8 protein-coding genes are annotated in these 11,686 nt (G+C 59.6%); 6 read left to right on the top strand and 2 right to left on the bottom strand.

Annotated elements, in window-relative coordinates; translation table 11 throughout:
- Positions 1-7 precede the first annotated feature (7 nt).
- A complete protein-coding gene (locus EAO82_RS19980; RefSeq protein ID WP_096346853.1) occupies positions 8-1,798 on the top strand; it encodes an acyl-CoA dehydrogenase C-terminal domain-containing protein in 1,791 nt (596 codons plus the stop codon).
- A gap of 432 nt (positions 1,799-2,230) precedes the next feature.
- The gene (locus EAO82_RS19975) at positions 2,231-4,018 is read left to right on the top strand and encodes an acyl-CoA dehydrogenase C-terminal domain-containing protein (protein ID WP_096346852.1); all 1,788 of its coding nucleotides are present in this window, start codon (positions 2,231-2,233) and stop codon (positions 4,016-4,018) included.
- A 316-nt stretch (positions 4,019-4,334) separates the two neighbouring features.
- Here the strand turns inward: EAO82_RS19975 and EAO82_RS19970 are convergent, their stop codons facing one another.
- Positions 4,335-5,123 carry a 2-keto-4-pentenoate hydratase gene (locus EAO82_RS19970; RefSeq protein ID WP_096346851.1) on the bottom strand — a complete coding sequence of 263 codons (789 nt, stop codon included), beginning with the start codon at positions 5,121-5,123 and terminating at the stop codon, positions 4,335-4,337.
- Positions 5,120-6,028, bottom strand: coding sequence for a TauD/TfdA dioxygenase family protein (locus tag EAO82_RS19965; protein WP_096346850.1), 909 nt, complete (start codon positions 6,026-6,028; stop codon positions 5,120-5,122). The genes EAO82_RS19970 and EAO82_RS19965 overlap by 4 nt, the downstream gene beginning before the upstream one ends.
- Before the next feature lie 133 nt (positions 6,029-6,161).
- Here EAO82_RS19965 and EAO82_RS19960 point away from each other — a divergent pair, with 133 nt between their 5' ends.
- Genes EAO82_RS19960 through EAO82_RS19945 form a run of 4 tightly spaced genes read left to right on the top strand, consistent with a single transcriptional unit; the run spans position 6,162 to position 11,476 of the window.
- Entirely contained in the window at positions 6,162-7,229 is a 1,068-nt protein-coding gene (locus EAO82_RS19960; RefSeq protein ID WP_096346849.1) for an AraC family transcriptional regulator, read from the top strand.
- Between the two features lie 11 nt (positions 7,230-7,240).
- The gene (locus EAO82_RS19955) at positions 7,241-7,906 is read left to right on the top strand and encodes an ABC transporter ATP-binding protein (RefSeq protein ID WP_096346906.1); all 666 of its coding nucleotides are present in this window, start codon (positions 7,241-7,243) and stop codon (positions 7,904-7,906) included.
- Positions 7,903-10,389: an ABC transporter permease gene (locus EAO82_RS19950; protein WP_231703251.1), complete on the top strand. Its 2,487-nt coding sequence runs from the start codon at positions 7,903-7,905 to the stop codon at positions 10,387-10,389. Before EAO82_RS19955 ends, EAO82_RS19950 begins: the two co-directional genes overlap by 4 nt.
- The gene (locus tag EAO82_RS19945) at positions 10,379-11,476 is read left to right on the top strand and encodes a lipocalin-like domain-containing protein (RefSeq protein WP_096346848.1); all 1,098 of its coding nucleotides are present in this window, start codon (positions 10,379-10,381) and stop codon (positions 11,474-11,476) included. The genes EAO82_RS19950 and EAO82_RS19945 overlap by 11 nt, the downstream gene beginning before the upstream one ends.
- The last annotated feature ends 210 nt before the right edge of the window (positions 11,477-11,686 follow it).

The following is an 11,686-nucleotide window of genomic DNA, read 5'->3' as shown; positions in this document are numbered from 1 at the left end:
AAATAGCATGCCGACTTACAAAGCCCCCCTCCGTGACATGCGCTTCGTCATGGACGAAGTGTTCGATTTCGCCACGGGTTATGAAACTCATGGTCTCACCGATGCCACCCCGGATATGGTCAGCGCAATTCTGGAAGAAAGTGCCAAGTTCGCAGGTGAAGTACTGGCGCCGTTGAACCGTAGCGGTGATGAGGAAGGCTGTCATATCGATGATGGCGTCGTTACCACGCCCAAGGGTTTCAAAGAAGCCTATCAGCAATATGTAGACAATGGCTGGGGCTCGATGACCGGTCCGGTTGAATACGGTGGGCAGGGTCTGCCCGCGTCACTGGGTCTGGTAGTGGCGGAAATGACCGCCTCGGCAAACTATGCCTGGAGTATGTACCCAGGCTTGAGCCAAGGGTGTTCCGCGGCTATTCGTGCGCACGGCAGTCCAGAACAGAAAGAACTGTATCTGAACAAGCTGGTACCCGGAACCTGGACTGGTTCGATGTGCCTGACCGAACCGCATTGCGGTACCGACTTGGGTCTGACCAAAACGCGCGCGGTACCGCGCGAGGACGGCAGCTACGAAATCACCGGCACCAAGATCTTTATCTCCTGTGGGGAGCATGATTTTGCCGAAAACATCGTGCACCTGGTGTTAGCCAAGCTGCCTGACGCCCCGGCCGGAACCAAGGGCATCTCGCTGTTTATCGTGCCGAAGTTCCTGCCTGACGCCAATGGTGAAGTCGGCGAGCGCAATGGTGTGAAGTGTGGATCTCTGGAACACAAGATGGGCATCAAGGCGTCCGCCACTTGCGTGCTGAACTTTGACGGTGCAACGGGCTTTCTGATCGGTGAGATCAACAAGGGCCTGAATTGCATGTTCACCATGATGAACCACGCACGTTTGGGTACCGGTATGCAGGGTCTATGTCATGGCGAAGCGTCTTATCAGAGCGCTATCGACTACGCGAAGGACCGCCTGCAGATGCGCGCCCTTTCAGGTCCTGCTGCGCCGGATAAGCCTGCCGATCCAATCATCGTGCATCCTGATGTACGTCGAATGCTGCTGACCATGAAGGCGTTCAACGAGGGTAATCGTGCGCTGTCCTATTACACTGCGCAGTTGCTGGACAAGGCTCACTACTCCAAGGATGAGGCCGTGCGTGCGAATGCCGATGATCAGTTGGCGTTCCTGACGCCAATCTGCAAAGCGTTCATGACCGAGACGGGTCTGGAAGTAACCAACCACGGTATGCAGATCTTTGGTGGCCACGGCTACATTCGTGAGTGGGGCCAGGAGCAACAGATGCGTGATTGCCGTATCGGTCTGATTTACGAAGGCACCAATGGTATTCAAGCGCTGGATTTGTTGGGCCGTAAAGTGTTGATGAGCCAGGGCAAGATGCAGCGCGCCTTTACCAAGGAAGTGCATCAGTTCTGCCAGGCCAACGAGGGCCATGCCACCTTGGGTGAGTACGTTGCCAAGCTGAACAAGCTGAATGCCGAGTGGGGTGAGCTGACGCAGAAAATCGCCATGCGCTCGATGCAGAACCGTGAGGAAGTCGGCGCGGCGGCCATGGACTTCCTGATGTACTCAGGCTATGTGACGCTGGCGTTCTTCTGGCTGAAGATGGCGGTCGCTGCTCAGGCAACATTGGATGCAGGTACCTCCGAAGAAGACTTCTACAAGGCCAAGTTGGCGACTCAGGAGTTCTACTTCAAGCGCCTGTTGCCACGTGCCCGCGCACACGTCGAGGCCCTGGAGGCTGGTGCTAATTCGTTGATGCAGATGACGGCTGAGCAGTTCTAAGCGTTAGCTACAAGCTACAAGCTACAAGCTACAAGCAAAGCCCCGACTGGTTCGGGGCTTTGTTGTTTTTGTTGTTTTTGTTGTTTTTGTTGTTTGGTGTTTGTTGTGGGAGGGGTGTGTGCCGCAACACCGACTGGCCTGCAGATGACACGCTCCGGGGCCGTCCCTGGGGCTCGTCATCGCACATCCCTGTGCTCTGACGGTCATCTGCAGGCCAGTCGGCGTTGCGGCAGCGGAGCTTCGTGCTGCCAGCTAAAAGCCTATCTCTCCGGGGCGGCGAATTGACGGGAGGATCCGGTTGAGGATGCTACGGTCTGTGACCGGATTTTACAAAGTAGTCATTTAAAGACGCTGTAACCAAAATCGTTGCGGCGTTACAATCGTCTCATGTTCCGGACTGTCCCGGGCGCAATGACTGCAAGAGGAGTTTCCATGGCTGACTACAAAGCACCCCTGCGTGATATTCGTTTCGTATTGAATGAAGTATTTGAAGCCGACAAGTTGTGGCAGAGTCTGCCAGGGCTGGACGGCGCGATCGATGCGGAAACCGCAGACGCGATGCTGGAAGAAGCTGGCAAGATCACCTCGCAGACCATTGCGCCGCTGAATCGTAGCGGTGATGAAGAGGGTGCCAAGTGGGATAACGGCGTGGTTACCACGCCCGCTGGCTTCAAGCAGGCTTACAGTACCTATGCCGAGGGTGGCTGGGTCGGTCTGGGTGGCAACCCTGAGTTTGGTGGTTTGGGCATGCCCAAGACCCTGGGCGTGCAGGTCGAGGAAATGGTCTACGGCGCGAACAACAGCTTTGCGCTTTATCCTGCCTTGACGGCTGGCTGCTGTCTGGCGCTTGACGCCCATGGTAGTGAAGAGCTCAAGCAGGCTTATTTGCCCAATCTGTACGCGGGTACCTGGGCGGGCACCATGTGTCTGACTGAGCCGCATTGCGGCACCGATCTGGGCATTATACGTACCAAGGCAGTGCCGCAGGCAGATGGTAGCTACGCGGTGACCGGTACCAAGATCTTCATTACCGGCGGCGAGCATGATCTCACCGAGAACATCATTCACCTGGTACTGGCCAAGTTGCCCGACGCACCGGCTGGTCCCAAGGGTATTTCGCTGTTTTTGGTACCCAAGTTTCTGGTTAATGCAGACGGCAGTCTTGGCGAGCGCAATCCGGTCAGCTGCGGGTCGATCGAGCACAAGATGGGCATCAAGGCCTCTGCTACCTGCGTGATGAACTTCGATGGCGCCGAGGGTTATCTGATCGGTGAAGTGAACAAGGGCCTGAATGCCATGTTCACCATGATGAACTATGAGCGTTTGTCGATCGGCATTCAGGGCATTGGTTGCTCCGAGGCTTCCTACCAGAGCGCCGTGGCCTATGCCCGTGATCGTATTCAGAGCCGCGCGCCGACCGGTGCTCAGCAGCCAGAGAAAGCGGCCGACCCGATCATCGTGCACCCGGATGTACGCCGCATGCTGCTGACCATCAAGGCGATGACCGAAGGCAGTCGCGCGTTTTCTACTTATGTGGGCTCGCAGCTGGATATCAGCAAGTATGCTGATGATGCCGAGATCAAGAAGAAGGGTGAAGACCTGGTTGCGCTGCTGACGCCGGTAGCCAAGGCGTTCTTTACCGATGTAGGCCTGGAAAACTGCGTGCACGGCCAGCAGGTATTTGGTGGCCATGGCTATGTGCGCGAGTGGGGTCAGGAGCAACTGGTACGCGACGTGCGCATTGCGCAGATCTATGAGGGTACCAACGGCATTCAGGCGCTGGATCTGATGGGTCGCAAGACCGTGGCTAACAACGGCGCCTTTGTGAATGTGTTTATCCAGGAGGTGCGCGACTTTATCAGCGAGAATTCAGATCAAGCGCTTGCCGAGTTCGTGGAGCCATTGGCCAAGGCTATTGATAATCTGGAAGAGCTGACGGGCGTGGTGATTGACCGCAGCAAGACTAACGCTAATGAAATTGGCGCCGCCTCGGTCGAGTATCTGCATGTGTTCGGTTATACCGCCTACGCCTACATGTGGGCCAGGATGGCCAAAGCCGCCAATGCACGTCTGAACGACGACAGCGACGGTTTCTACCAGGCCAAGATCGGCACAGGGCGGTTCTTCGTTAAGCGTCTGCTGCCACGGATTCATTCGCTGAGCGAATCGGTGCGGGCTGGCAGTGAATCACTGTATGAGTTGGATGCGGCGCAGTTCTGATCCCGCAAATTGGCATACTTGCGCAGCAGATGGCGCAAGTATGTCAAATTGTAAGTATTGGCTTACAGGCTGTGGTGGTAATCGACTATGGGCGCATCCGGCCTTTCTGCGTAACATTGTATTCGCTAGGAGCAACGCAGGAAGCGCCAAAAAAATAACACGGAGCAGGGACAGTGCCTGGAGGCACCACGATTTAAGGATGATCAGGAACAAAGTTCTGCAAAGCCCCGCCTAGGCGGGGTTTTCTTTTATCTGGCGGTCCTGTTTTAATCCCTTCGCTTATATCCAGTTTCGTCATACGTCCATTTGGCTCGCTTTAGCTGAAACGACACTCGAGATTGCCCAACTCGCCTATTTCCAGCCGTATTTTGTCACCCGCCTTGGTTTCTACCATCGGCCCCAGTGAGCCGGACAGAATCAATTCGCCAGCACGAATCGGCGTCCCTCTGCGTGCGAGCTCGCGCACCAGCCACAAACAGGCGGTTAGTGGATTGCCCATGCACTGGCGAGAATGGCCGGTCACCACCGGATCATTGTTGCGGTATAGCTTCATTTCCAGATTGGCCAGATCCAGCTCCCGCGGGTCCTTCAACTCGCTACCCAAAACGTAAAGGCCGGAGGAAAGGTTGTCGGCCGCAGCGTCAAACAGGCTTTTCGGCCAGCCAGCAAAGGCCGAATCGCAAATTTCCAGCGCCGGTAATACGCCTTTCAGTCCATCGAGTAGTGCTTCTTCGGTTAGCTCCGGGTCGTCCAGCGTGGCTCTGAACAGGAATGCCACTTCCCCTTCCAGCTTGGGTGTAATCAGGCGTGAGGCGGGGATGGTATCGCCGTCCAGATAATCCCAGCCCGACAGCAGGTAGCCAAACAGCGGATGATCCAGCGCCATGGCCTCCTGCACGCGGGTATCGGTCACGCCGAGTTTATAGCCGGCCTGGGTCTGGTCGTTATAGCCCCATTGGCTGACCAGCTCCGCTTGTACTGCATAAGCCTGCTCCAGTGTCTCAATGCCGAAAGGACCGGCCACCGGATCGCACGGCGCACTGTCCTGCCGCGCCGTGAATAATACCTCTGCCGCTCCCTTGGCGTTGAACAGATCTGCCTTCATTCCTCACTCCCGCGTTGTGGTTTGTCGCCCACTACGGTAGTACGGAACATCTCCCGGCGGTTACCAAAATAATCGGATACCGGCTGATGCCATACACAGCGGTTATCCCAGATCGCCAGCGTGCCGGGGGTCCAGCGCATGCGCACAGTGAAGGCCGGGGCGGTGGCGATGCTGAACAGGTAGTCGAGTATCGGCCGTGCTTCCTCGGCCTTCATGCCTTCGATACCCAGGGTGTAGGCCGGGTTGGCGAAGAGTACGTTGCGACCAGTCTCAGGATGCCGGGTGATCAGTGGGTGACTGCGCACATCATGGTCGACATTTTCCCCGTAGAGGATCTGCATACTCTCCAGGCCGGCGTTGTGCTTGGCATTCGGGCCATAGCCGAATTCCGGACTGTTGACGCCGTTCAGCCCAAGCAGCATTTTGCGCAGCGCCGGTGACAGCCATTCGCAGGCCAGGTACATGTTGTTGAACAGGGTGTCGCCGCCAACCTCAGGCACATCATGGCCATAGAGCAAGGTGAATGCGGGTGGACGTTCCTGGAAGGTCCAGTCCGAATGCCAGGCACCGCCAAAGACGAAGGGTGTGCCTTCGCCGGCTTCCTTGACTACATGCACCACATGCGGATGGTCGGCCATGGGTTTGACGTAGGGCTCGACGCCAAATTCGCCGAAGCGCAGGGAAACAGCCTCTAGCTGCTCCACGCTCAGCGATTGATCGCGGATAAACAGCACCTGATGATCCATCAGCGCCTGACGCAGATCGGCCTGGCCCGCGTCGGACAGGTCGTTCAGGTCAATATCATGAACATCCGCGCCCAGCGAGCCGGCGACCGGCGTGACACGGAAGTGCTGACTTGGCCGGGCTTGGTTGTTACGCGCGGTAGTATAGAAAAACTCGGGCATGGTGGTTACCTCTTGTTATAGGTTTTTTGCCAGATCAGCATGCGCCAACACCTATACTGCGGCCATGATTACTACTGCCATGCTATGACATTTACTGCCATATTCTTTCTTGACGACGAAACGGAATACTCGGATGGACTGGCGACAGCGTCGTGACAATACCAACGTGAGGTTGCTGCTGGAGCTGGCAGCGGAATTAGGCGTACCTGCCCGGCATTGCCTGGCCAATACCGGCTTGCAGGATCGCCCGTTTGAGGAACTCAGCTCTCTTCAGCTGTGGCAGGAGCTGGCGGTGATTCGCAATCTGGTCGCGCAGCATAGTCAGCCGGGTACGGGTCTGCGGCTCGGCCAACGCTATCATTTGACCAGTCTGGGCTTGCTCGGTTACACCATGTTGGCCAGCCGCAGCTTGATGGATGCTATCGAAATCACCAGCCAGTTTCGGCCGCTGGCGATGTCGATCTGCCCAGTCAATCTGCATCCGGATAAGTCCGGGCTATGGATGGTGCTGGACGCCAGTGTGTTACCCGAAGATGCCCGATGCCTGGTGGTCGAGCGTGGTATGGCGGCATGGAAGTGCGTGTACAGTGAGCTGTTACAGCGGCCGTTTGTGCCCCTGGCCATAGAAATCTGTGTTCCTTCTGCCGGGCCGGCCGAGCTGTATAACGCGCACTTCGAATGTGCGGCAGATATGAACGCCGCACGCAATGCGATGCTGATAGCTTGGGAGGATCTGCATAGCGCCCTGCCGCTGGCCAATGCCATGACCCAGCGCACTTGCGCCAATCTGTGCCAGCATTTATGTGACAGCCTGGATGATATACAGGCGCCGCTGGCGCGACAGGTACTGCAGAGTCTGATGAGTCACTCCGGGCGAATTCATCCGGCACGAGACGTGGCCGGTTGGCTGGGGTTGTCCGAACGCACGTTGCACCGGCGTCTGGCGCTCGAAGGCCATCCATTCCGTCAATTGGACGAGCGGGTAAGGCGCAATCTGGCGGAACGGCTACTGGGCGATACCACCCTGGGGCTGGACAGCATCGCTCAGCAATTAGGCTATGCCGAGGCCGCCAGTTTCTCTCGAGCGTTCAAACGCTGGGCTGGATGCTCCCCTGATCAATGGCGGCGCCAACGCAGCACCCGGCCTTTAAGTGCATTGGCCGGCGCGCTGGCAGACATGTCTTACGAGAACCGCTTATGAATCCCACCGGTATGCTTGAGATTACAGGATTGCGTAAAAGCTACAGCGGTCCCCAGGGCCGGTTGCAGATTCTTGATGGAGTTGATCTGCAGCTGCCGCACGGACAGACCCTGGCGCTGATGGGCGAATCCGGCAGCGGCAAAAGTACGCTACTGCACCTGGTGGCCGCGCTGGATCAGGCTGATAGTGGCGAGGTTCGGGTCGGAGAGCAGCGCCTCGACGCACTGAACGAGGCGGCCCGTGCGGCTTATCGGCGTGACAGCGTGGCGGTGATTTTTCAGCAGTTCAATCTGATTCCCTCGCTAACGGTTGCCGACAATCTGGCCTTTCAGGCGCGCCTGGCCGGCCGGCTGGATGCCGAATGGCAGGCCTCGCTGACGGCAGAGCTCGGCCTGGAGGTGTTGCTGCAGCGCTACCCGGAACAACTCTCCGGAGGCCAGCAGCAACGGGTCGCGGTGGGCCGCGCACTGGCCCTGCGCCCAGCTTTGATCCTGGCAGATGAACCCACCGGCAACCTGGATGAGCGCACCGCCGATGAGGTAATGGCCCTGCTGCTGGCGCTGGTCGACAAGGTCGGCTCCAGCCTGTTGATGGTCACCCACAGCTCGCGGTTGGCGAGCCGACTCGATCAACAGATCTTGCTCAGCAACGGCCGTGTGCAGGGAGCTGGTCGTTGAGCGGCGGTGTGCTCGGACGTCTGGGCTGGACGCTGCACGGTCTGCTCAGTCACTGGCGTCGGCATCCGCTGCAGGCGGCGTGCCTGTTGGTCGGGTTGTGGTTAGCGACCGCGCTCTGGACCGGTGTGCAGGCGCTCAACAGCCAGGCGCGTGACAGCTATGATCGTGCTGCGCAGCTATTCGGCGGCAGCGGCCAGTCCGTGCTGGTCAGCCCGGGTGGGCAGTTGATCCCGCAGCAGCGTTTTGCCGAACTGCGACGCGCTGGGTGGCCGGTGTCGCCAGTGTTGCAGGGCAGTGTCAGCGTGGCTACGCCAGGGGGCGAACGGCGGCTGCAACTTACCGGTATCGACCCTCTGAGTTTGCCGAGCGGTGGGGCGCTGGCGACTGGTATGCAGAGTACCGACGCCCTGGCGGAATTTATTCGCGCTCCCGGCCGATCCTGGGTCGCAGCCGATACCTTGGCTGATCTGGGCGTGAACGCCGCCACGCCGCTGACGCTCGCTGATGGCCAGGTATTGCCACCTTTGCAGGTGGTTGCCGATATGCCGCCCGGCATGCTGGTCGTGGACATAGGCCGCGCGCAACAGTTGCTGAACCAGCCGGGTTTGCTCAGCGAGCTAATGGTCGACAATCAGTTCGCTGCCGGGCAGCCGGCCATTGCCAATAACCTGCCGCTGATCTGGGAGTCCCGGGACGAGGCGGATCTGCAGCGGCTGACCGAGAGTTTTCATCTCAATCTGACAGCATTGGGGCTGTTGGCGTTTGTTGTCGGGCTGTTTATCGTACATGCGGCCGCCGGGCTGGCGATGGAACAGCGCCGTGGCGTGATGCAGACCTTGCGTGCCTGCGGCACCAGTCTGCGCATGCTGGTGGCGGCGCTCTTGGTTGAGCTGGTGCTGCTGGCGCTAATCGGCGGCAGTCTGGGAGTGCTTAGCGGTTTTGCGCTGGCGGGGTTGCTGATGGGGGATGTGGCGGCCAGTCTGCGTGGCCTTTACGGTGCACAGGTGGCCGGGCAGTTGTCACTGGGTGCGGGTTGGTGGTTGGCCGGCTTGGGTATGAGTCTGCTCGGCACCTTGCTGGCCGGCGGCAGTAGTGTGCTGACCGCCTTGCGCATGCCGGTACTGGCCTGGGCGCGGCCGCAGGCCTGGCGCGAAGCCCAAGGTCGCGTGGTGGCGCGCTTGAGCGCTTTGGGTGTGCTGCTGCTGAGTGCTGCGCTGCTGCTGATAGAGTTTGGTAGCGGCTTGCTGGCCGGGTTTGCGCTGCTGGCCTGCCTGCTGCTGGGAGCGGCCTGGCTCCTGCCGGTGTTTCTCCAAGGGATGTTGCGCCTTGGCGCGCGTTCGGCGCGGGGACCGATTGGGCAATGGTTCTGGGCCGACAGTCAGCAGCAGTTGTCCGGTCTGAGCATGGCGTTAATGGCTCTGCTGTTGGCGTTGGCCGCCAACGTCGGCGTCGGCAGCATGACCGAAGGCTTTCGCCAGACCTTTACCGGCTGGCTGGATCAGCGTCTGGCTGCGGATATCTATATTCGCCCGGAAAGCGCAAAGCAGGCGGCCGAGATCTCGACCTGGTTACAGGCACGCCCGGAGGTGCGCGCGCAGCTGCCCAGTTGGCAGCTGGATACGCGCATCGCGGGCTGGCCGGCCGAACTCAGCGGCGTGATTGACCACCCGCTGTATGCCCAGACCTGGCCGCTGCTTGAGTCCGTGCCTGGCGCCTGGACGGCCCTTGCTGCCGGGCAGGGCGCTATGGTCAGCGAACAGCTGGGCTATCGCCTGGGGCTGGCGCTGGGGGATCAGTTGGTGGTGACTACGCCCGCCGGTGAATGGCGCTTGAAGGTGCTGGGTCGCTACGCCGATTATGGCAATCCGCGCGGGCAACTGTTGGTCTCGGCTACGGCGCTGACCCAGCGCTGGATTGATCAGCCGATTACCAGTCTTGGCGTGCTAAGCGCACCGGGCCGGGCTGCCGAGCTGGCGAGCGAGCTGCAAACCCATTTTGCCCTGGCGGGTAATCGGGTCATCGATCAGGCCTCGCTGAAACGCTACTCGCGTGACGTTTTCGAGCAGACCTTCGCCGCGACCGCCGCACTCAATACGCTGACGCTGGGCGTCGCCGCCATCGCCCTGTTGACCAGTCTGCTCAGTTTGGCCGATAGCCGCTTGAGCCAATTGGCGCCGCTATGGGCCATGGGCTTGCGGCCGTCGCAATTGGCCGGCCTGAGTCTGTTGCAAATGCTGGTGCTGGCGGCGTTCACCTGCTTGATGGCGATTCCGTTAGGGCTGCTACTGGCCTGGTGTCTGATTGATGTGGTCAATGTGCAGGCGTTTGGCTGGCGGTTGCCTTGGCACTGGTTCCCGGCGCAGTGGGCAATCCTGGTCGGGCTCGCGCTGGCGGCCGTGCTGTTGGCCAGTCTGGGGCCGGTATGGCGTATCGCACGTGCGCAGCCAGGCAGCCTGCTCAGGAGTTTTGCCAATGAAAGCTGAGCTGAGAGGCGTGACGCTGGTGGGATTCGCTGTGCTGCTGCTTGTCTTGGCCGGCTGCGAAGAAACGCCACCGCCGCCAAGCTCCGGCTTTGCCGGTCTGGGGCAGGCATCCCACGGCTTTACTCCGGTCGTGCCAGGCGCGCCGATCGTGCTGCCGCGCGATCACGCCGCGCACCCGGATTACCGCATCGAGTGGTGGTACGTCACTGCCAACCTTACCGATGAGCAAGGCAAGCCTTGGGGCGCACAATGGACGTTGTTTCGCCAGGCATTGAGCGCACAGACTGCGGAGCAGGCAGAGGCCGGTTGGCAGAGCGAACAGATCTGGCTCGGGCATGCAGCCCTGACCCATGCCGATGGCCATTTGCATGCTGATCGCCTGGCCCGGGGCGGCGTCGGTCAGGCGGGGGTCAAGCTGAAGCCCTTTGAAGCCTGGATCGACGATTGGTCTCTACAAGGCCAGGCCAATCAGCGTTTAAGCCCCCTGCGGGTTAGGGCCAGCGGCGAGGGTTTCAGTTATCAGCTGCAGCTGACCTCCGACCTGCCCTTGGTACTGCAGGGCGAGGAGGGCTATAGCCGCAAGTCTGAAAGTGACCAGGCCTCCTGGTATATGAGTCAGCCGTTTTATCAGGTCCAAGGCGAGATTCTATGGCAGGGGCAGACCCATAAAGTCAGCGGCCAGGCGTGGCTGGACCGGGAATGGAGCAGCCAACCGCTGGCCGCAGATCAGCAGGGCTGGGACTGGTTTTCACTGCACATGGACGCTGGCAACAAGTTGATGTTGTTCCGTCTGCGCAGTGATGCAGGCGACCACTACTACTCTGGCACCTGGATCACCGCCGCAGGTGAGACCACGCCGCTGCGCCGTGAGCAGATCAGCATGCAGCCGCTCAATAGCGTCACCGTGGCCGAGCGCGAGGTGCCTACGCGCTGGCGCCTTCAGGTACCTTCGCGGGGAGTGGATGTCACCACCGAAGCGCTGAACGATCAGGCCTGGATGGGCACCGGCATTCCCTACTGGGAGGGGCCAGTGCGGTTTGCCGGCTCCCATCAGGGCGAGGGTTATCTGGAGATGACCGGGTACTGATCAAAAGCTAGCAGAGTTGATCGGCATCTTGACTCTCTTCCCAGAGCGCTATAGATTCACCCCATGACTTACACAAATGCATTTTTCAGCCGAATGATTATGACCGCCATTCCAGTACTGGCGGGCTGACTTTCGGCCACTGAAAAACCCGCCTTCGAGGCGGGTTTTTTGTTTCTGTCTCCTGGGCTAAAGATCGATTAGGGAGACAGC

The organism is Halopseudomonas pelagia (assembly GCF_009497895.1).
Classification (GTDB): Bacteria; Pseudomonadota; Gammaproteobacteria; order Pseudomonadales; family Pseudomonadaceae; genus Halopseudomonas; species Halopseudomonas pelagia_A.
The sequence above is the reverse complement of the archived record's forward strand: the minus strand, read 5'-3'. Positions and strand labels throughout refer to the sequence as shown.

Coding starts and splice junctions, on each gene's coding strand:
- EAO82_RS19955 (WP_096346906.1), top strand. CDS start 7,241: ATGCTTGAGATTACAGGATTGCGTAAAAGCTACAGCGGTCCCCAGGGC.
- EAO82_RS19960 (WP_096346849.1), top strand. CDS start 6,162: ATGGACTGGCGACAGCGTCGTGACAATACCAACGTGAGGTTGCTGCTG.
- EAO82_RS19970 (WP_096346851.1), bottom strand. CDS start 5,123: ATGAAGGCAGATCTGTTCAACGCCAAGGGAGCGGCAGAGGTATTATTC.
- EAO82_RS19965 (WP_096346850.1), bottom strand. CDS start 6,028: ATGCCCGAGTTTTTCTATACTACCGCGCGTAACAACCAAGCCCGGCCA.
- EAO82_RS19945 (WP_096346848.1), top strand. CDS start 10,379: ATGAAAGCTGAGCTGAGAGGCGTGACGCTGGTGGGATTCGCTGTGCTG.
- EAO82_RS19980 (WP_096346853.1), top strand. CDS start 8: ATGCCGACTTACAAAGCCCCCCTCCGTGACATGCGCTTCGTCATGGAC.
- EAO82_RS19975 (WP_096346852.1), top strand. CDS start 2,231: ATGGCTGACTACAAAGCACCCCTGCGTGATATTCGTTTCGTATTGAAT.